This is a genomic window from Pseudomonas sp. LAM2023, assembly GCF_016620375.1.
GTDB lineage: Bacteria > Pseudomonadota > Gammaproteobacteria > Pseudomonadales > Pseudomonadaceae > Aquipseudomonas > Aquipseudomonas anuradhapurensis.
In genome coordinates, this window is sequence record NZ_JAENHV010000026.1 from 473545 (window position 1) to 493307 (window position 19763).

16 protein-coding genes are annotated in these 19763 nt (G+C 64.5%); 7 read left to right on the forward strand and 9 right to left on the reverse strand.

Annotated features, from left to right (window positions below; all coding sequences use genetic code 11):
- Positions 1 to 107 precede the first annotated feature (107 nt).
- Genes JKP78_RS17120 through JKP78_RS17140 form a run of 5 tightly spaced genes read left to right on the forward strand, consistent with a single transcriptional unit; the run spans position 108 to position 4203 of the window.
- Positions 108 to 914, forward strand: coding sequence for an alkaline phosphatase family protein (locus JKP78_RS17120; RefSeq protein WP_186689557.1), 807 nt, complete (start codon positions 108 to 110; stop codon positions 912 to 914).
- Positions 911 to 1762, forward strand: a complete 852-nt coding sequence (locus tag JKP78_RS17125; RefSeq protein ID WP_170028764.1) for an ABC transporter permease — start codon at positions 911 to 913, stop codon at positions 1760 to 1762. The genes JKP78_RS17120 and JKP78_RS17125 overlap by 4 nt, the downstream gene beginning before the upstream one ends.
- Positions 1752 to 2546, forward strand: coding sequence for an ABC transporter permease (locus JKP78_RS17130; RefSeq protein ID WP_170028763.1), 795 nt, complete (start codon positions 1752 to 1754; stop codon positions 2544 to 2546). The genes JKP78_RS17125 and JKP78_RS17130 overlap by 11 nt, the downstream gene beginning before the upstream one ends.
- Position 2547: 1 nt before the next feature.
- Entirely contained in the window at positions 2548 to 3537 is a 990-nt protein-coding gene (locus JKP78_RS17135; RefSeq protein ID WP_186689559.1) for an ABC transporter ATP-binding protein, read from the forward strand.
- A gap of 12 nt (positions 3538 to 3549) precedes the next feature.
- Positions 3550 to 4203: an HAD family hydrolase gene (locus JKP78_RS17140; RefSeq protein ID WP_200627049.1), complete on the forward strand. Its 654-nt coding sequence runs from the start codon at positions 3550 to 3552 to the stop codon at positions 4201 to 4203.
- Positions 4204 to 4326: 123 nt separating this feature from the next.
- Here the strand turns inward: JKP78_RS17140 and JKP78_RS17145 are convergent, their stop codons facing one another.
- Positions 4327 to 5289 (reverse strand): NAD(P)H-quinone oxidoreductase, encoded by a 963-nt coding sequence (locus JKP78_RS17145; RefSeq protein ID WP_200627050.1) that lies wholly within the window; start codon positions 5287 to 5289, stop codon positions 4327 to 4329.
- Between the two features lie 143 nt (positions 5290 to 5432).
- Between JKP78_RS17145 and JKP78_RS17150 the strand changes: the two genes are divergently transcribed.
- The gene (locus tag JKP78_RS17150) at positions 5433 to 7514 is read left to right on the forward strand and encodes a carboxy terminal-processing peptidase (protein ID WP_200627051.1); all 2082 of its coding nucleotides are present in this window, start codon (positions 5433 to 5435) and stop codon (positions 7512 to 7514) included.
- A gap of 118 nt (positions 7515 to 7632) precedes the next feature.
- The gene (locus tag JKP78_RS17155; protein WP_200627052.1) at positions 7633 to 8616 is read left to right on the forward strand and encodes an EAL domain-containing protein; all 984 of its coding nucleotides are present in this window, start codon (positions 7633 to 7635) and stop codon (positions 8614 to 8616) included.
- 48 nt (positions 8617 to 8664) lie between these two features.
- Here the strand turns inward: JKP78_RS17155 and JKP78_RS17160 are convergent, their stop codons facing one another.
- From JKP78_RS17160 to JKP78_RS17195, 8 genes are all read right to left on the reverse strand, one after another.
- Positions 8665 to 9033, reverse strand: a complete 369-nt coding sequence (locus JKP78_RS17160) for a hypothetical protein (RefSeq protein ID WP_013971408.1) — start codon at positions 9031 to 9033, stop codon at positions 8665 to 8667.
- Entirely contained in the window at positions 9030 to 9368 is a 339-nt protein-coding gene (locus tag JKP78_RS17165) for a helix-turn-helix domain-containing protein (RefSeq protein ID WP_200627053.1), read from the reverse strand. The genes JKP78_RS17160 and JKP78_RS17165 overlap by 4 nt, the downstream gene beginning before the upstream one ends.
- A gap of 120 nt (positions 9369 to 9488) precedes the next feature.
- Positions 9489 to 9929: a YkvA family protein gene (locus JKP78_RS17170; protein ID WP_200627054.1), complete on the reverse strand. Its 441-nt coding sequence runs from the start codon at positions 9927 to 9929 to the stop codon at positions 9489 to 9491.
- A gap of 296 nt (positions 9930 to 10225) precedes the next feature.
- A complete protein-coding gene (locus JKP78_RS17175; protein ID WP_200627055.1) occupies positions 10226 to 10978 on the reverse strand; it encodes an FKBP-type peptidyl-prolyl cis-trans isomerase in 753 nt (250 codons plus the stop codon).
- Between the two features lie 360 nt (positions 10979 to 11338).
- The gene (pcaQ, locus tag JKP78_RS17180; RefSeq protein ID WP_200627056.1) at positions 11339 to 12271 is read right to left on the reverse strand and encodes a pca operon transcription factor PcaQ; all 933 of its coding nucleotides are present in this window, start codon (positions 12269 to 12271) and stop codon (positions 11339 to 11341) included.
- 102 nt (positions 12272 to 12373) lie between these two features.
- A complete protein-coding gene (nirD, locus tag JKP78_RS17185; protein ID WP_186689572.1) occupies positions 12374 to 12736 on the reverse strand; it encodes a nitrite reductase small subunit NirD in 363 nt (120 codons plus the stop codon).
- Positions 12736 to 15288 (reverse strand): nitrite reductase large subunit NirB, encoded by a 2553-nt coding sequence (gene nirB, locus JKP78_RS17190; RefSeq protein WP_200627057.1) that lies wholly within the window; start codon positions 15286 to 15288, stop codon positions 12736 to 12738. Before nirB ends, nirD begins: the two co-directional genes overlap by 1 nt.
- A gap of 303 nt (positions 15289 to 15591) precedes the next feature.
- Entirely contained in the window at positions 15592 to 19617 is a 4026-nt protein-coding gene (locus JKP78_RS17195; RefSeq protein ID WP_200627058.1) for a bifunctional nitrate reductase/sulfite reductase flavoprotein subunit alpha, read from the reverse strand.
- Positions 19618 to 19763 lie beyond the last annotated feature (146 nt).

Consider the following 19763-nt stretch of genomic DNA (forward strand, 5'->3'; position numbering starts at 1 on the left):
CGGGCTCGCCCGCTCCCACAGGACCTCTACAGGTTTGAGGCTTCTGCAGTACCTGTGGGAGCGGGCGAGCCCGCGAAGAAGCCAACGCGTATATGACTGGAGCCACCATGCAACACAACGTCATCCTGGTCCTGCTCGACGGCCTCAACTACCAGGTCGCCCACCATGCCATGGGCCACCTGCATGCCTATGTCGAGGCTGACCGCGCCGCGCTGTACCGCGTGGAATGCGAGCTGCCATCGCTGTCCCGGCCGCTGTACGAGTGCATTCTCACCGGTGTGCCGCCGATCGACAGCGGCATCGTGCACAACAAGGTCAACCGCTTGTCCAGCCAGCGCAGCGTGTTCCACTACGCCCGCGAAGCCAACCTGAGCACTGCCGCGGCGGCCTACCACTGGATCAGCGAGCTGTACAACCGCTCGCCCTTCGACCCGCAGCGCGACCGCCACACCCACGCCCCCAAGCTGCCGATCCAGCATGGGCTGTTCTACTGGGACGACCGTTATCCCGATTCGCACCTGCTGGCCGATGGCGAATACCTGCGCCGCCGCCATACCCCCAACTTCCTGCTGGTACACCCGATGAGCATCGACGATGTCGGCCACCACCACGGCCTGGACAGCAGCCAGTACCGCAACGCCGCGCGCAGCGCCGATATCCTGCTGGCCGACTACCTGCCGGGCTGGCTCGCCGAGGGCTACCAGGTACTGGTCACCGCCGACCACGGCATGAACAACGACCGCTCGCATAACGGCCTGCTCGCCGAGGAGCGCGAAGTACCGCTGTTCGTCTTCGGCGATGCGTTCAGCCTGGACCCGGCAGCCAAGCCGCTGCAGACCGAGCTGTGCGGGACCATCTGCGAGCTGCTTGGCGCGCCGCATGACAAGAGCGTCTGCCGGGAGTTGCTGAAGTGATTGCGCCCAAGCGCAGCAGCAACCGTGGCCGCTACCTGGCCCTGCTCTGCCTGCTACCGTTCGCCGTGTTCTTCGTCATCTTCCAGATCGCCCCGCTGGCCTGGGTGGCGATCAACAGCCTGCAATCGGAAGCGGGCTGGGGCGTGGCCAACTTCAGCAAGGTGTTCGCCTCGAAGTTCTACCTGCAGGCCCTGCAACGCAGCCTGGAGATCAGCTTCTGGTCGAGCCTGTTCGGCATCGTCATTGCCACCCTCGGCGCCTACTCGCTACGCCAGGTGGACTCGAAGCTGCGCGACTTCGTCAGCGCCTTCGCCAACATGACCAGCAACTTCGCCGGGGTGCCGCTGGCCTTCGCCTTCATCATCCTGCTTGGCTTCAACGGCGCGTTGACCTTGCTGCTGAAGCAGGCCGGCCTGCTGGAAGACTTCAGCATCTACTCCAAGAGCGGGCTGATCCTGGTGTACACCTACTTCCAGATCCCGCTTGGCGTGCTGCTGCTGTACCCGGCATTCGACGCCCTGCGTGAAGACTGGCGCGAGTCGGCCGCGCTGCTGGGTGCCAGCCATTGGCAGTTCTGGCGGCACATCGGCCTGCCGGTGCTGACCCCGGCACTGCTGGGCACCTTCGTCATCCTGCTGGCCAATGCCCTCGGTGCCTACGCCACCGTGTACGCGTTGACCACCGGTAATTTCAACGTACTACCGATCCGCATCGCTGGCCTGGTGGCCGGTGACATCAGCCTCGACCCCAACCTGGCCAGCGCCCTGGCCATGGTCCTGGTGGGGCTGATGACGCTGGTCACGGTGGTGCATCAATGGCTGCTGAAAAGGAGCTACCATGCACGCTGACACGCGCTCCGGCGGCTGGTACCACCGCGCCGTGGTCTACCTGCTGTTCCTCATCCTGCTGTTGCCTCTGGCCGGCACCCTGCTCTACTCGCTGGCCACCAGCTGGTCGGCCAGCCTGCTACCCAGCGGGCTGACCTTCAAGTGGTACCTGGCGCTGTGGAGCGAGCCGCGCTTTCTGGCCGCCTTTGCCCAGTCATTGCTGGTGTGCGTGGGTGCACTGCTGCTGTCGGTGGTGCTGATCCTGCCGCTGCTGTTCGTGGTGCACTACCACTTCCCCAGGCTCGACGCGCTGATGAACATCCTCATCCTGCTGCCGTTCGCGGTACCGCCGGTGGTGTCCTCGGTGGGGCTGCTGCAGCTGTACGGCAGCGGGCCCATGGCGATGGTCGGCACGCCCTGGATCCTGATCGGCTGCTATTTCACCATCGCCCTGCCGTTCATGTACCGGGCCATCACCAACAACCTGCAGGCGATCAACCTGCGCGACCTGATGGACGCCGCCCAACTGCTCGGTGCCAGTACCTGGCAGGCGGCGCTGCTGGTGGTGCTGCCCAACCTGCGCAAGGGCCTGATGGTAGCCCTGCTGCTGTCGTTCTCGTTCCTGTTCGGCGAATTCGTGTTTGCCAACCTGCTGGTCGGCACCCGCTACGAGACCTTGCAGGTGTACCTGAACAACATGCGCAACAGCAGCGGCCATTTCAACAGCGCGCTGGTGATCTCGTACTTCGCCTTCGTGCTGGTACTGACCTGGGTCGCCAACCGCCTGAACAAGGACAAGACCTGACATGAGCTTCGTCAGCGTACAGAAACTGCACAAGAGCTACGCCGGCAGCCCGGTGTTCGAAAACATCGACTGCCACATCCAACGCGGCGAGTTCGTCACCCTGCTCGGCCCGTCCGGCTGCGGCAAGTCGACGCTGCTGCGCTGCATCGCCGGGCTGACCCCGGTGGACAGCGGGCAGATCCTGCTCGACGGCCACGACATCGTGCCGCTGAGCCCGCAGAAACGCGGCATCGGCATGGTGTTCCAGAGCTACGCGCTGTTCCCCAACATGACCGTGGAGCAGAACGTGGCCTTCGGCCTGCGCATGCAGAAGGTCAAGGCCGATGAAAGCCAGCAGCGTGTGCGTGAAGCACTGGAGCTGGTGGAGCTGGGCAACTTCTCCGGGCGCTACCCGCACCAGCTGTCCGGTGGCCAGTGCCAGCGCGTGGCCCTGGCCCGTTCGCTGGTCACCCGCCCGCGCCTGCTGCTGCTCGACGAGCCGCTGTCGGCGCTGGATGCGCGCATTCGCAAGCACCTGCGCGAGCAGATTCGCGCCATCCAGCGTGAACTGGGCCTGACCACCATCTTTGTCACCCACGACCAGGAAGAAGCGCTGACCATGTCCGACCGCATCTTCCTGATGAACCAGGGGCGCATCGTCCAGAGCGGCGATGCCGAAACCCTCTACACCGCGCCGGTGGACCTGTTTGCCGCCGGCTTCATCGGCAACTACAACCTGCTCGACGCCGACAGCGCCAGCCGCCTGCTGCAGCGCCCGGTGGCCAGCCGCCTGGCAATCCGCCCGGAATCGATCACCCTGGGCCGCGACGGCGCACTGGACGCGGAAGTGCGCAGCCACAGCCTGCTGGGCAATGTGATTCGCTACCGGGTCCGGGTGCGCGAGGTCGAGCTGGTGGTCGACGTGCTCAACCGCTCGGCGGCCGACCTGCACGCAGACGGGCAGCGGGTAAGCCTGTCGATCGACCCCACGGCACTACGGGAAGTGGCCTAAGGAGAGTTACCCATGGCACTGGCAATTTTCGATCTGGACGAAACCCTGATCCACGGCGACTGCGCGTCGCTGTGGAGCGAGCAGATGGCCCGGCTGGGCTGGGTCGACGGCAAGGCCTTCCTGCGCCGTGACCATGAACTGATGGAGGCCTATGGCAGAGGCCACCTGAGGATGGAGGAGTACATGGCCTTCAGCCTGGAACCGATTGCCGGGCGCACCCTGGAAGAGGTCCAGCACTTGGTCGAGCCGTGGGTCGAGGAAGTGATCGAGCCAATCATCTATGGCGATGCCTGCCGCTGCATTGCCGAGCACCGCCAGCGCGGGGACCGGATCCTGATCATTTCCGCTTCGGGCACGCACCTGGTCGGGCCGATTGCAGCGCGGCTGGGCGTGGACGAGCACCTGGCGATCGAGCTGGAGGCGGTGAACGGGGTGTATACCGGCCAGACCCATGGGGTGCTGACCTACCGCGAGGGCAAGATCACCCGGCTGCTGGAGTGGCTGGATCAGGAACAGGAGAACCTGGAAGGGGCGAGTTTCTATTCTGATTCGCGGAACGATTTGCCGTTGTTGTTGAAGGTGGATCATCCGCATGTGGTGAACCCCGATGCGGTATTGCGGGAGCATGCCGAGATCAACAAGTGGCCGATCCTGAGCTGGGCCTGAGGTAATCGCATCGCCTGCACCGGCCCTTTCGCGGGTAAACCCGCTCCCACAGGGACCCCACAGTTTTCAAGCCTGTGGTAATCCCTGGGGGAGCGGGTTCACCCGCGGAGAGGCCGCGCCTGCTTACGCCAGGCTAGGGTCGATCACCATCACCAGCTTGCCCGACACCTGGTTGGTCTCAAGCTCGGCATACGCCGCCTGGGCGAACTCCACCGGGTAGGTATCCACAAGCTGCGGCGACAGGCGCCCTTCGGCAAACAGCGGCCAAACCTGCAGCTGCAAATCGCGCAGCAGCTCGGCCTTGAAGCCGTCATCGCGGTTGCGCAGCGTGGAGCCGGTAATCTCCAGGCGCTTGCCCAATACCTGTGCCAGGTCCAGCTCGAACTTGCGCCCGCCCATCAGGCCGATGATCACCCAGCGCCCGTCACGCGCCAGCAACTTGAGGTTGAGCTCGCCGTAACTGGCACCCACCGGGTCGAGAATCACATCGAACGGGCCGAAACCTTCCAGCGCTTCCAGGTTTTCGTTACGTACCACACCACCGGCGGCGCCCAGCGCCTCGCAATAGGCCAGGCGGTCCTGCGAACCGACGCTGACCCACACCGGGCTACCGAATGCCTTGCACAGCTGGATGGCGGCCGAGCCAACGCCGCTGGCGCCAGCATGTACCAACACCTTCTCGCCAGCTTTCACGCCACCCAGCTGGAAGATGTTCAGCCAGGCAGTGGCATACACCTCCGGCAACCCCGCCGCCTCGTGCAGGCTCACGCCTTCGGGCACAGGCAGCACGTGGCGGGCATCCACCACCACTTCCTCGGCCATGGCGCCGCTGGCCAGCAGCGCGCAAACACGGTCACCCACCCGCCAGTCGGCACCGGCACCCACTTCTTCGACCACGCCGGAACACTCCAGGCCCATGTAGGGGCTGGCGCCTGGTGGTGGTGGGTACAAACCTTTCATCTGCAGCAGATCGGCGCGGTTCAGCCCCGCAGCAGCCACGCGAATGCGCACTTGGCCCGCGTCGCAGGCCGGGCGTTCGGCCTCCACCCAGGCCACATGTCCGTCAACGCCTTGCAATGCCTTCACAGTGCCTCCATAGTTGAATCATATGACCGAGCCTGGGAATGCTATGTCCCAGGCTTTTTGCAGTATGCGTCCGGTTTTTTGCAACCGGCGAACGGAAAAGACGGCCTACTATGCGTGATCAATTGCCTCCACGTCGAATCAGCATGAAGCATTTCCTCCCAAGCACCGCCCTGGCGCTGATGATCGGCCTGGGCAGCCTCACGCTCGGCGGCAATGCGGCGGCCGCCAACAAGTGGGACAGCCTGCAGCCGGACCGTGACGAGATCGTCGCCAGCCTCAACGTGGTGGAATTGCTCAAGCGCCATCACTACAGCAAGCCGCCGCTGGACGATGCCCGTTCGGCCATCATCTATGACAGCTACATCAAGCTGCTGGACCCGGCGCGCAGCTACTTCACCGCCGCCGACATCGCCGAATTCGACAAGTGGAAAACGCAATTCGACGATTTCCTCAAGAGCGGCAACCTGGACCCGGGCTTCACCATCTACAAACGCTACCTCGACCGCGTCAAGCAACGCCTGGACTTCGCCCTGGCCGAGCTGGACAAGGGCGTGGACAAGATCGACTTCAGCGCCAAAGAGACCTTGCTGATCGACCGCAAGGACGCCCCATGGCTGAAGGACCAGGCCGCGCTCGACGAGCTGTGGCGCAAGCGGGTGAAAGACGAGGTGCTGCGCCAGAAGATCGCCGGCAAGGAACCCAAGCAGATCCAGGAAACCCTGACCAAGCGCTACAAGAACCAGCTGGCGCGCCTGGACCAGACCCGTGCCGAGGATATCTTCCAGGCCTATATCAACACCTTCGCCCAGTCCTACGACCCGCACACCAACTACCTGTCGCCTGACAACGCGGAAAACTTCGACATCAACATGAGCCTGTCGCTCGAAGGCATCGGCGCGGTACTGCAAAGCGACAACGACCAGGTCAAGATCGTGCGCCTGGTGCCGGCAGGCCCGGCGGCCAAGACCAAGCAGGTGGCCCCGGCCGACAAGATCATCGGCGTGGCCCAGGGCAACAAGGAGATGGTCGACGTGGTCGGCTGGCGCCTGGACGAAGTGGTCAAGCTGATCCGTGGCCCGAAAGGTTCGGTGGTGCGCCTGGAAATCATCCCGGCCAGCAACGCACCTAGCGACCAGACCAGCAAGATCGTCTCGATCACCCGCGAAGCGGTGAAGCTCGAAGAGCAGGCGGCGAAGAAGTCGGTGCTCAAGCTCAAGCAGGACGGGCGTGACTACAAGCTCGGCATCATCGAGATCCCGGCCTTCTACCTGGACTTCAAGGCCTACCGCGCCGGTGATCCGGAGTACAAGAGCACCACGCGTGACGTGAAGAAGCTGCTCACCGAACTGCAGAAGGAAAAAGTCGACGGCGTGGTCATCGACCTGCGCAACAACGGCGGCGGCTCGTTGCAGGAAGCCACCGAACTGACCAGCCTGTTCATCGAGAAAGGCCCCACCGTGCTGGTGCGCAACAGCGACGGCCGTGTCGACGTGCTGGAAGATGAAAACCCCGGCGCCTTCTACAAGGGCCCCCTGGCGCTACTGGTCAACCGCCTGTCGGCCTCGGCGTCGGAGATCTTCGCCGGCGCCATGCAGGACTATCACCGGGCCCTGATCATCGGTGGCCAGACCTTCGGCAAAGGCACCGTGCAGACCATCCAGCCGCTCAACCATGGCGAGCTGAAGCTGACCCTGGCCAAGTTCTACCGGGTGTCCGGGCAGAGCACCCAGCATCAGGGTGTGCTGCCGGATATCGGCTACCCGTCGATCATCGACACCAAGGAAATCGGCGAGAGTGCACTGCCCGAAGCCATGCCGTGGGACACCATCCGCCCGGTGGTCAAGCCGGCGGCCGACCCGTTCAAGCCGTTCCTGGCCCAGCTCAAGGCGCAGCATGAAGCGCGCAGCGACAAGGACGCGGAATTTACCTATATCCGCGACCGCCTGGCCCTGACCCAGAAGCTGCTGAACGAGAAAACCGTCAGCCTCAACGAGCAGGAGCGCCGCGCGCGCCATGATGAAATCGAGGCCAAGCAGCTGGCGTTGGAAAACATCCGCCGCAAGGCCAAGGGTGAAGAGCCGCTGAAAGAGCTGAAAAAAGAGGACGAAGACGCCTTGCCGACCGAGGATGAAAACACCAAGCCGGAAGACGACGCCTACCTGGCGGAAACCGGCCGCATCCTGATCGACTACCTCAGTGCAAGCACCAAGGTGGCCAAGAAGTAAGCAACGGCAGCAATGATGGCAAATTAATGTGACCTGTCATCAAACAGTCATCGCGCTGTCGTGAAATAGAGGGGCCGGACGTGCAAGCGTCCGGCCCTTTCATTTTCAGGAATCCATCATGACCGTCGCCGAACAGCTCAGTGCCTTGAGTGCCATCCTGGCTCAACGCAGCATTCACAGCCTGTTCCAGCCGATCATGCGCCTGAGCGAGCAACGGGTGTTCGGCCACGAAGCGCTGAGCCGCGGCCCGTCCAACAGCCCGCTGCACGCTCCGCTGAACCTGTTTACCATCGCCCGCCAGGCCGGGCGCCTGACCGAGCTGGAGGCCGCCTGCCGGGAGTCGGCCTGTCGCCGGTTCAGCGAACAGCAGTTGCAAGGCCAGCTGTTTCTCAATGTCTCGCCGGAGTCGCTGCTGGAGCCGGACTACCCGTCCGGCCAGACCCTGAAACTGCTCGAGCAGGTCGGCCTGGCGCCCAGCCGGGTGGTGATCGAGCTGACCGAACATACCCCGACCGACGACTTCCAGCTGCTCTCCAATGCCCTGCACCACTACCGTGACATGGGCTTTTCGATCGCCCTCGACGACCTCGGGGCAGGCTATTCCAGCTTGCGCCTGTGGTCGGAACTGCGCCCGGAATACGTGAAGATCGACCGCCACTTCATCGACGGCATTCACCGCGACCCGCTCAAGCGCGAGTTCGTCGGTTCGATCCTGCAAATTGCCAGGGCGTCGAAGGCGCAGGTAATTGCCGAAGGGATCGAGCTGGCAGAGGAGCTGGCGGTGCTGGTCGAGATGGGTGTGGACCTGGTCCAGGGCTATCTGCTGGGGCGCCCGCAGGCGTTGGGCGTGCGCGAAAGCCGGCCGCTACTGGCGCTGATGAACGTTCCGCAGGCCGAACAGCCGACGGTGCGGCTCAATGCGACGATTGGGCAGTTGCTGGAGTTGTTTGGCCGGCACCGGCACCTGGAGGTATTGGAGGTGGTGGATGCCGATGGCAAGGCTTGCGGGATGATCCACAGGGATGCTTTGCCCGTTGTTCCGGCCTCTTCGCGGGTAAACCCGCTCCCACAGATAGAACACAAGGCTCAAGACCTGTGGTGAACCTGTGGGAGCGGGTTTACCCGCGAAGAGGCCGGAACAGGCAACGAATCAGGCTGTTTCAGGGTAGCTGTACTCGAACACCCGGACGACTTCGGAGGCATGCCACGACGCCGCCTCCATGCCATCCACCGGCCCGGAGAAACGCCCCAGGCGCTCCACGCACTCAAAAAAACCGGTACGCGGCAAGCGGCTGGCGCCCTGGCTGATGACCAGCGAACTGCGCAAGGGCTGTTCGGCGCGGGCATCCAGTACTGCCAGGTACTCCAGCGCTGCGGTCAGTGTCTGCATGGCCGGGCTGGGCAGTTGCAAGCGCTCGATCAGCGCACGGTAGGTCAACAAGTGACGTTGACGGCGGGCCAGGTCAAGCTCACCCAGCAGGTTATCCCAGTGCTGACGGCTGATCCTGACCTGGCTCATGATGGCTCGCTCCAGCCAGCCACGCCCAGGTGCCAGGCCAGGGCGCGGCGGATGGCCGCGTCCGGTTGGCGTTCGCCCGCTTCGATCATGGCCAGGTACGCCGGGCTTACACCGACATTGCGCGCCAGTTGCTCAGGGGCAATGCCCTTGGCCTGGCGAATCTGCGCCACCTCACTGAATGCCGGCAATGGCGCGCTGGCAGCGGCGCTGCCCGGGTCACTCGCAGCCGCCTCGGCAGGCGCCTGCCCCGCTGCCTTGAGCAGCGCCTGGTATTGCTCCCAGGGAACCACGGCGTACTCGGGTTGACCGTCCCGGCAGATGACCTGAATACCCATACAACCCCCTCAGTAAGGATTACTGCATGTAATCCGTAGGCATAACCCTTATGCCAATTATATTACCAACTCTGGGGTCTGTGCAGTCGCGCTGCAACCGAGGTGTCGTTCAGGCCGGTTTCACTGCGTCTTGCGCTCCAGCTGCAAGGCTTGCGCCGTGGCCGGCAGGCGCTCGACCACGCGCAACCGCTCCGGCGCCTGGCTGTCGCGCCAGGCCTTGAAACGCGCCAGCTCGTCAGCTACGGTCTTCAGTACCCAGCCCAGCACGGCGATGTCGTCGAGCAAGCCCACTCCCAGCAGCCAGTCCGGTATGGCATCGATAGGGCTGACGAAATACAGCAGGCCGGCGACGATGGTGACCAGGGCCTTGGCGCTGATGGCGCGGTACTCGCCACGCCACCAGGCCAGGCACAGCGACTGCAACAGCTTTACATCTTCCCGCAACTGGCCGAGGCGCGGGCCTTTGCGGGCCACCGCGAACAGCAGGGCCGGTAACCGGCCACGGCTGAGCAGGCGTTCGGCCAAGGGCAGGAAACGGGCGAAATTCCAAGGTGCGCTCATGGAGCCTCCAGGCGGATAAGGTTATCCACATTTATTGTGGATAACCTTGTGAACAGGGCGACGTTTCCGACCGCAGGTGCCTGCCAGGCAAGGGCCCCGGTCAGATCGGGCGTTTTTTACACAGTGGTTTCAAACCCTGTGTACGGTGCACCGCAAACGATTTACGCCAAAGGCATATTACGTCTTCGCGCTGCATTTCCTCGGACAGTATCAGCAGGTGCAGGTTCGTCCAACCATCCCGGCACAAACGAAAACGCCCCGTCGGGACGGGGCGTTTTGCACAGAACCAGCCAGTATTACTTGGCAGGTGCTTCGGCAGGGGCTTCGCCGCCCGGCTCGGCGCCTTGCAGCTGGGCCGGGTCCTTGATGGCGATCAGTTCCAGGTCGAACACCAGCACCGAGTTGGCCGGAATCAGCGGGCTTGGGCTTTGTGCACCGTAGGCCAGTTCCGCCGGGATGAACAGCTTGTATTTCTCGCCAACGTGCATCAGTTGCAGGGCTTCGACCCAACCCGGGATCACGCCGCTGACCGGCAGGTCGATCGGGCTGCCGCGCTCGACGGAGCTGTCGAACACCTTGCCATCGATCAGTTTGCCTTCATAGTGCACGGTGACCACGTCGGTCGGCTTGGGCTGCGGGCCGTCAGCCTTCTTGACCACTTCATACTGCAAGCCCGAGGCAGTGGTGACCACACCTGGTTTCTTGGCGTTTTCCTCGAGGAATTTCTTGCCGGCAGAGGCGGCTTCTTCGCTGGCCTTGGCCAGACGTTCCTCTGCGCGTTTCTGCAACGCGGTGAAAGCCTCTACCAGCTCTTCATCCTTGATGCGCTGTTCTTTCTTGCCGACGGCGTCTTCGATGCCGAGGGCAACAGCTTTCGAATCAAGGTCTTCCATGCCTTCCTGAGCAAGGCTCTTGCCCATGTTCAGGCCGATACCGTAGGAGGCTTTCTGCGCCGGAGTCTTCAGCTCGGGGCTGCTGGTCTGTTGATCACAGCCAGCCAGTACCAGGCCTACCAGGGCAACCGCAGCCGCCAAACGATGCTGTTTCATGTGATTTCCTTGTTCATGCGCCATAAGGGCAATCAGGGTAGAAGCCGCGAGCTTATCAGGCGTCCCCAACCGATGGCTACCGGCATAAGAGCGGGCAGACATGGATTAGTTCCACAGCCTTGCGCGCGGCAGAAAGGCCTTGATTGGATGCGAAAGATGCTTCGTTACGTTTCGCTCGACCAAGATATACCATAACGCCATTATCCGCCGCTGCGGGGATACTGATCCGCGCATGGCCAGGCTATCGGAAACAGGCTTCAGGGACGCCTGATGAGAGAATCAGGGCAATGAGCGTTGCTGATTACTGACAGGGCTCCACCGGCCAGACGGCCACGCAACCCGGGTCGCCTGCCCTGCTGTTCAAGGGTAGGCGCCCTCGCGGTACTGCCCGGCCACCTCGCGCAGCACTTCGCATACCCACTGCCCGGGGAGGCTCTGGGGCAAGGCCGCATTGCGGCAGATGCCAACCGAACCGCCTGGCTCGCGCACGCCCAGGTCGAGTTCGGCCAGCTCGCCGCGCCGCAGGTCGAGCAGCACCGCGTCGCGCGGTGCCACCCACAGCGCATCGCTGCCCAGCAGGTAACGCCGGCTGAGGGCCAGCGACAGGGTTTCCAGGCGCTGTGCCGGCATCTGGATGCCGCATTGCACGAACAGGCTGTCGGCATGCTGGCGGATGGTTGTGCCGGCTGGCGGCAACACCAGTGGGTAACGCCCGACCTGGGCCCGCTCGACCGGCATGCTGGCCAGCAGCGGGTGGCCCGGGCGCACCACCAGGCTCATCGACTCGCTGTACAGGTGCTCGAACGACAGGCCCTGGATCTGTGGGCTGTCGGTCATGCGCCCGACCACCAGCTCCAGCTCGCCCAGGCGCAGTTGGCCGAGCAACTGCGCACTGACCCCGGTAACCACATTGATCACCAGCGCATCATGGCGCTGGTGCAGGCGGCACAACACCTCGGGCATGAGCAGGCCTTCGACCGTGGACAGCACGCCGATGCGGACCTGCGAAGGTGCCCGCGCTTCGCCACGCAGGCTGCTGACGCCATCGCGCAGGGCTTGCACGCTGGGCCCGGCATAGCGCATGAAGCGAGTCCCGTCTGCAGTCAGCTCGACGCCCTGGCGGCTGCGCGCGAACAGCCGCGTTTCCAGCAGCGCTTCGAGTTCCTTGAGGGTCTTGGAGATGGCCGGCTGGCTGATCGCAAGCACGTCGGCAGCCCTGGCCAGGCTGCCCTGCCGGGCAATCTCCAGGAAGCACAGCAGGTGGCGGTACTTGATGCGGGTGTCGAGGTTCATGGGCGCAAGCTTAACCCATTGCGCTGGTCGCGGTATTTTCGCCGTATTGGCGATCGAGCGCCGCCCGTGCGGCGCTCGATCTCACAGGCGACAACACCCCCATCAATCCACCGCCAACTCCACCGCACGCCCCCTCAAGCGCACCGGCCAAACCCGCAAGCGCTGCGCCGAATCCTCCAGGCATTCCCCGCTGTGCAGGCTGAAATGCTGCTTGTACAACGGCGCCGCTACCACCAACTCGCCCTGCAGCGTGCCCACCAGCCCACGGCCGATGACATTGGCCCCGGAACGCGGATCGCGGTTGTCCACCGCGTACAGCGGTTGGGCCTGCTCCGGCAGGTAGAACAACGCCACCTGGGCGCCATCGAGCCATACCACCACCCCGGAATCGGCTATCAGGTCGTCGGCCTGGCATACCGTTTGCCAGTTCACCTGGGTTTTCACTGCAGCATTGGACAGGTTCATCACACAGCCTCCTCGGCGGTTGGGATCAGATGCAGCGCTGCCACAGGCCGACGCTGTTCGCGTTCGCGCACGAAGTACACGTCCGGGTCAGCGCGGCGATCGTTGACGAAGGTGCGGAAGCGCTTGAGTTTCTCGGGGTCGTTGAGGGCGTTGGCCCACTCGCATTGGTACTGGTCGACCACATGCTGCATCTGCGCCTCCAGCTCGCCAGCCAGGCCCAGGCTGTCGTCGATGACCACCTGTTTCAGGTAGTCCAGGCCGCCCTCCAGGTTCTCGCGCCACACCGAGGTGCGCTGCAGCTTGTCGGCGGTGCGGATGTAGAACATCAGCACTCGGTCAATCAGGCGCACCAGGGTTTCGTCGTCGAGGTCGGTGGCGAACAGTTCGGCGTGCCGCGGGCGCATGCCGCCGTTGCCGCACACGTACAGGTTCCAGCCTTTCTCGGTAGCGATCACACCGATGTCCTTGCTTTGCGCCTCGGCGCATTCACGGGTGCAGCCGGACACTGCGAACTTGAGCTTGTGCGGGCTGCGCAGGCCCTTGTAGCGGTCTTCCAGGCGCAGGGCCATGGCGACACTGTCCTGCACCCCGTAGCGGCACCAGGTGCTACCCACGCAGGACTTCACCGTGCGGGTCGACTTGCCATAGGCGTGACCGGTTTCGAAACCGGCCTCGATCAACTCGCCCCAGATCAGCGGCAGTTCGTGCAACTGGGCGCCAAACAGGTCGATGCGCTGGCCACCGGTGATCTTGGTGTACAGGTCGTACTTCTTCGCCACCTGGCCGATCACGATGAGTTTGTCGGGGGTGATTTCCCCGCCGGGGATGCGTGGCACCACCGAGTAGGTACCATTCTTCTGCATGTTGGCCATGAAGGTGTCGTTGGTGTCCTGCAGCGGCACCAGCGCCGGGTCCATGATCGGCTGGTTCCAGCACGAGGCGAGAATATTGCCCACCGCCGGCTTGCAGATGTCGCAGCCAACCTGCCCCTTGCCATGGCGTGCGAGCAGCTCGTTGAAGGTGCGGATGCCCCCTACCCGCACCAGCCCGTACAGTTCCTGGCGGGTGTAGGCAAAGTGCTCGCACAGGCTCTTGTCCACCACCACGCCACGGGCGCCCAGCTCGTGCTCGACCACCTGCTTGAGCAGGGCCGCGCAACCACCACAGCCAGTCGCGGCCTTGGTGCAGCCCTTGACCGCGGCAAGGTCGCCACAGCCACTGTCGATGGCGGCACACACCGCGCCCTTGCTGACGTTGTGGCAGGAGCAGATGGTTGCACTGTCGGGCAGCGCATCGGCGCCCAGGGCCGGCGCGGCGCCGCCTTGCGGCAGGATCAGCGTCGCCGGGTCGGCCGGCAGGACGATGCCGTTCTGGGCGTACTGCAGCAGGGTATCGTAGTAACTGTTGTCGCCAACCAGCACCGCGCCGAGCACGCGCTTGCCGCTGGCGTCCACCACCAGCCGGCGGTAGGCGCTGTTGGCTTCGTCGATGAAGCGGTAGCTGCGCGAGCCTGGCGTGGCGCCGTGGGCATCGCCGATCGAGCCGACATCCACACCCAGCAGCTTGAGCTTGGTCGACATGTCGGCACCGGTGAATTCGCCAGCGGCTTCCCCCATCAGCAACCCGGCCACATTGCGAGCCATGCTGTAGCCCGGGGCGACCAGGCCGAATACGCTGCCGTTCCACGAGGCGCACTCGCCAATGGCAAAGATGCGAGGGTCACTGCTGCGGCAGTGGTTATCGATCACCACCCCGCCACGCGCCGCGATGTCCAGGCCGCAGGCTCGGCCCAGGGCATCCTGCGGGCGGATACCGGCAGAAAACACGATCAGGTCGGTTTCCAGGTGTTCGCCGCCATCGAAGTTCATGCGGTAGCGGTAGTCTTCACCGGCACTGATCGACTGGGTGGCGCGCGACAGGTGCACACTCACCCCCAGGGCTTCGATCTGGGCCTTGAGCGCGGCACCACCCTCGCCGTCCAGTTGCACCGGCATCAGCCGTGGGGCGAATTCCACCACGTGGGCTTCCAGGCCCAGCGACTTGAGGGCGTTGGCCGCTTCCAGGCCGAGCAGGCCACCGCCAACCACCACGCCACGGCGGGCATTGGCGGCGGCAGCGCGAATGGCGTCGAGGTCATCGAGGGTGCGATAGACCAGGCGTGCGTTGCCGCTGGAGCCTTCGATCGGCGGTACGAAGGGGTACGAGCCGGTGGCCAGCACCAGCTGGTCATAGCCGTAGCGCCCCTCGGCGGTGACCACTTCGCCGCGCGCGCGATCGATTTCCAGCACTGCTTCACCGAGGTGCAGATGCACGCCGCTGGCGCTGTAGAAGTCCTGCCCGCACAGGGCCAGGGTTTCGGCGCAGCTGCCACCGAAGTACTCGGACAGGTGCACGCGGTCATAGGCGCGTTGCCGCTCGTCGCCAAACACGTGCAGCTCGAAGCGCTGCAGGGCGCCACGGCTGACCAGTTGTTCGACGCAATGATGGCCGACCATGCCGTTGCCGACGATGACCAGTCGCTGTCGTTGCCCGCTGCTCGCTGTTGCCTTCATAAGCCGATCCTCGATCAAAAAAAAAGCGCCTGGAGCCGAAGCTCCAGGCGCCTTTGCCTGTATTCATCACGGTAGGGGGCCCGGGTTGATCGCCGTTGATCAGTGGGCGTTGTTGTAACCGGGTTAAAGCAGGGACTGTGCCAAAGCTGTTGCCACGACTTGCCCTATCGCCGCCAAGCCAGCGTCTACAAGGCCTGGCACAGCTTCACAGGCGGTGAGATAGCTGTGGAAACTGGCTTGCCGGTGATAGCGCCAGCGCAGTAAACGCACATTCCAAGTGCATCACTCCCCATCTTGGCGCATTCAATACACATCCCGCCGATACCGCTTGGCCTTGCCCAGCGCCTCGACATAAGCCGCAGCTGCCGCCGCATCCATGCCCCCATGCTCGGCCACGATCACCCGCAACGCCGCCTCCACATCCCTGGCCATGCGCTGCGCATCACCGCACACATAGAAGTAAGCCCCCGCCTGCAGCCACTGCCAGAGCTCCGCGCCGCGCTCCAGCATGCGCTGCTGCACATAGATTTTCTGCGCCTGGTCCCGCGAGAAGGCCGTGTCCAGGCGCAAGTGCCCTGTGGTCTGCCAGGCCAGCAACTGCTCCCGGTAATAGAAATCGGTGGCCGCGTACTGTTCACCGAAGAACAGCCAGTTGGCGCCTTTGGCTCCGCGCGCCTCACGGTCCTCGAGGAAGGCCCGGAACGGCGCAATGCCGGTGCCGGGGCCGACCATGATCAGCGGCACACTGTCGTCCTCGGGCAACCGGAAGTGCTTCGACACCTGCGGGAAGATCGCCACCTTCAGTGACTGCGCGCGGTCGGCAAGGAAGCTTGAGCACACGCCTTTGCGTGAGCCATAGCGCACCGTGGACACGGTCAGGTGCACTTGCCCAGGGTGCGCCAGCGGGCTGGAGCTGATCGAGTACAACCGCGGCTGCAGCGGTTTGAGCAGCTCGAGCCAGCTGGCCAGCGGCAGTTGCTGCGGGAAGGCATGCAACACATCGACCAGTTGCCGGCCCCACAGCCAGTCCTGCAGCTCGGCCTTGCACTCGGGCTGCAGCAGCCGCTGCAGGTCCGGGGCATTGCCGGCAAAGGCCTGCAACTGTTGCGGGGTGACCTTGGCGATTTCCAGGTGCGCTTGCAGGGCTTCTGTCAACGGCATGGGAGGCTGGTTTTTCAGCTCGATCATGGCCTGGCCATCGAGCTGCATCAGCGCCAGCAGTTCGTCGACCAGTGCCGGGCAGTTGCGCGGCCACACCCCCAGGGCATCACCCGGGGCATAGCTCAAGCCGGTACCGCTCAGGTCGAACACCAGCTGACGGGTTTCCTTGCTGGCGCCCGCGCCGTTGAGCAGGCGGTTCTCCAGCACGCTAGCAGCCCAGGGTTGCTGCTTGCTGCAGGCCACCGCCGGTGCGGCTTCGCTGCGCGGCTGCGGCGCAGCGACACTGCCCAGGGTTGGCAGCAGCGCATCGAGCCAGGCAGCGAAGGCATCGTCGAAATCTGGCTCGCAATCGACCCGTGGCAGCAGGCGTCGCCCACCCAGCTCGGCCAGGCGCTGGTCGAGCTTGCGGCCAAAACCGCAGAACTGCTGGTAACTGGAATCGCCCAAGGCCAGCACGGCATAGGGCAGTTCGGCACAATGGGCGCCCTCCTCGCCTTGCAAGGCACGCCAGAACGCCGCTGCGCTATCCGGCGCATCGCCATCGCCGAAGGTACTGGCAATCAACACCACGCTGGCAGCGCCTTGCAGTTGATGTGGGCTGACCGCATCCATGCAATCGAGCTGCACAGCGAGGCCAGCAGCGCGCAGGCGCTCGGCACAACGCTCGGCCAGCCGCTCGCCATTGCCGGTCTGCGAGGCCCAGAGTACCTGGTGGCGAGGGGCTGCCGGCGCGGCTTGGTGCCTTGGTGCAGGCTCGGCGAACAACCCGGCCAGCAAGCCATCGACGAACAGCCGACTGTTGCCGGCCAGCGGTGCACTGGCTGGCAGGCACGGCACAGCCTCGCTAGCGGCCTGCTCCAGGCCCAGCAGGAAGCCTTGCAGATAGTGGCGTTGTTCCTCGGCCAGCACCGGCACTGGCAGCGTGTCCAGGCCAAGCACACGGGCCAGGACGGCGGTCGGCCTGCCGGCTGGCTGCGCAATGGCAGTGTCCAGTTCAAGCGCCTCGATGCGTTCACCAGCGACCCGCTCCAGCAGCACGGCACAATGCTTGAACGCCGGCTGCAACGACAGTGGATCGACCGCATCGCAGGTGACGGCATTGATCGCCAACTGATCGCCAACCAGGTCGTTCCAATGGAACGGCGCAAAGCAGTTGCCCGGCATCACCCGGTCGCTGATACGCGCAGGCAGCACGGCTTGCCCCCGGCGCGAGCGGATGGCGACCTGGTCGTTTTCGGTGATGCCCAGCCGCGCGGCATCTTCGCGGTGGAGCTCGACGAAAGGGCCAGGCTCGAGTTTGTTCAGCGCCGGCACCTTGCCAGTCTTGGTCAGGGTGTGCCACTGATGCTGCACACGGCCGGTATTCAGTACCATGGGGTAATCAGCATCGGGCAATTCCGCCGCTGGCAGCCAGGGCCGGGCGAAGAAGCGCGCCTTGCCGCTGCTGGTGGCAAAGGCCAGTGCCGGGCGTTCGCCGTGGGCATCGTGCACCAGCGCCTGGCTGCTGCCATCGTTGCAGTAGCGTAACGGGCTGCGCGGGTTGTCGCGGCCTGGCGCGCAGGGCCACTGGCGCGGTTGCTCGCGCAGTTCGGCATAACCGATGCCACGCAGGTCGTAGCCGGTTGCGGGGTTGTGGAAGCGGCGGATCTCTTCGTACACCGCTTCGGCATCGGGGTAGTCGAAGGCCTCGGCGTAGCCCATGGCGCAGGCGACCCGGGCAATGATCTGCCAATCCGCCAGGCTCTGCCCAGGTGGCGCGACAGCGCGCGGCATCAGGGTCAGGTTGCGCTCGCTGTTGATCATCACGCCCTCGCCTTCGGCCCACAGCGCAGCTGGCAGGAGAATGTCGGCATAGCGGTTGGTTTCAGTGTCGAGAAAGGCGTCCTGGGCGATCACCAGCTCGGCCTGGCGCAAGCCCTCGATCACTTGCTGGCGATTGGCGACGCTGGCCACCGGGTTGCTGCAGATGATCCAGCAGGCTTTGACTTCACCCGCCTTCATCTGCTGGTACAGGGCGATGGTGCCCTCGCCTTCCTCTACCCGCAGGCTGCCAGGCGCCAGGCCCCATTGCCGCTCGACGAAGGCCCGGTCTGCCGCTACCAGCGCCGAGCGCTGGCCCGGTAGCCCGGCGCCCATGTAGCCCATCTCGCGGCCACCCATGGCATTCGGCTGGCCGGTCAGCGAGAACGGCCCGCTGCCGAGGCGGCAGATGGCACCGGTGGCCAGGTGCAGGTTGCACAGCGCGTTGCTGTGCCAGGTGCCGTGAATGCTCTGGTTCAGGCCCATGGTCCAGCAACTCATCCAGTTGTTGGCGGTACCGATCCATTCGGCAGCCTTGATGAGGTCGGCCTCGGCCAGGCCGGTGATGGCGGCCACGCGTTGCGGGGTGTAGTCGTCGAGAAAGCCGACCAGTTCGTCCCAGCCTTCGGTATGGCGGGCGATGAAATCGGGGTCGGTATGGCCGTTGCGCTGCAGCAGGTGCAGCAGCCCGTTGAGCAAGGCCAGGTCAGTGCCAGGGCGCACCTGCAGGAACAGGTCGGCCTTGTCGGCGGTGGCACTGCGCCGCGGGTCGACGACAATCAGCTTGGCGCCCGCCTTGACCCGGTCGAGCAGGCGCAGGAACAGGATCGGGTGGCAGTCAGCCATGTTGGCGCCGATCACCAGGAACACATCAGCGTGGTCGAAATCCTGGTAGCTGCCGGGCGGGCCATCGGCGCCGAGCGAGAGCTTGTAGCCACTGCTGGCGCTGGCCATGCACAGGCGTGAGTTGGACTCGATGTGACGGGTGCGGATGAAGCCCTTGGCCAGCTTGTTGGCCAGGTATTGGGCCTCCAGTGACATTTGCCCGGACACGTACAGCGCCACGGCGTCAGGGCCGTGCCGGTCGAGGATGCGGCGCAGGCGTGCGGCGGCCTCGGCAATGGCCTGGTCGATGCCGGTACGTGCCGGCTGCTGGTTGCGCTGCTGGCGTACATAGGCGTCGGCCAGGCGCCCGGCGGCGCTCAGCGGCAGGTGTGCGGTAAGGCCTTTGGTGCACAGGCGGCCGAAATTGCTGGGGTGCTGCTTGTCGCCGCTGATCTTGGCGACCTTGCCATCGACAACGCTCATGACGATGCCGCAACCAACGCCGCAATAGGGACAGACGCTGCGTACTTCACTGTTGGCCATGGGGCGGGCTCCTGTTGGAACGCAAAAAGGCGCCGGCTGCCCGGCTTGCTTGGCAAGCGGGGCAACACGGCGCCTTTGTCGTGAAATGTTGCGGGCTGTCGACGTTGATAGCCCAGGATGGAGGGGAAACAGCAATTTGTGGGCCA

What these genes read in the sequence shown, in the direction of transcription:
- JKP78_RS17130 (WP_170028763.1), top strand. Translation starts at nt 1,752, where the DNA reads ATGCACGCTGACACGCGCTCCGGCGGCTGGTACCACCGCGCCGTGGTC.
- JKP78_RS17150 (WP_200627051.1), top strand. Translation starts at nt 5,433, where the DNA reads ATGAAGCATTTCCTCCCAAGCACCGCCCTGGCGCTGATGATCGGCCTG.
- nirD (WP_186689572.1), bottom strand. Translation starts at nt 12,736, where the DNA reads ATGAACCTGTCCAATGCTGCAGTGAAAACCCAGGTGAACTGGCAAACG.
- pcaQ (WP_200627056.1), bottom strand. Translation starts at nt 12,271, where the DNA reads ATGAACCTCGACACCCGCATCAAGTACCGCCACCTGCTGTGCTTCCTG.
- JKP78_RS17195 (WP_200627058.1), bottom strand. Translation starts at nt 19,617, where the DNA reads ATGGCCAACAGTGAAGTACGCAGCGTCTGTCCCTATTGCGGCGTTGGT.
- nirB (WP_200627057.1), bottom strand. Translation starts at nt 15,288, where the DNA reads ATGAAGGCAACAGCGAGCAGCGGGCAACGACAGCGACTGGTCATCGTC.
- JKP78_RS17155 (WP_200627052.1), top strand. Translation starts at nt 7,633, where the DNA reads ATGACCGTCGCCGAACAGCTCAGTGCCTTGAGTGCCATCCTGGCTCAA.
- JKP78_RS17140 (WP_200627049.1), top strand. Translation starts at nt 3,550, where the DNA reads ATGGCACTGGCAATTTTCGATCTGGACGAAACCCTGATCCACGGCGAC.
- JKP78_RS17135 (WP_186689559.1), top strand. Translation starts at nt 2,548, where the DNA reads ATGAGCTTCGTCAGCGTACAGAAACTGCACAAGAGCTACGCCGGCAGC.
- JKP78_RS17170 (WP_200627054.1), bottom strand. Translation starts at nt 9,929, where the DNA reads ATGAGCGCACCTTGGAATTTCGCCCGTTTCCTGCCCTTGGCCGAACGC.
- JKP78_RS17160 (WP_013971408.1), bottom strand. Translation starts at nt 9,033, where the DNA reads ATGAGCCAGGTCAGGATCAGCCGTCAGCACTGGGATAACCTGCTGGGT.
- JKP78_RS17165 (WP_200627053.1), bottom strand. Translation starts at nt 9,368, where the DNA reads ATGGGTATTCAGGTCATCTGCCGGGACGGTCAACCCGAGTACGCCGTG.
- JKP78_RS17120 (WP_186689557.1), top strand. Translation starts at nt 108, where the DNA reads ATGCAACACAACGTCATCCTGGTCCTGCTCGACGGCCTCAACTACCAG.
- JKP78_RS17175 (WP_200627055.1), bottom strand. Translation starts at nt 10,978, where the DNA reads ATGAAACAGCATCGTTTGGCGGCTGCGGTTGCCCTGGTAGGCCTGGTA.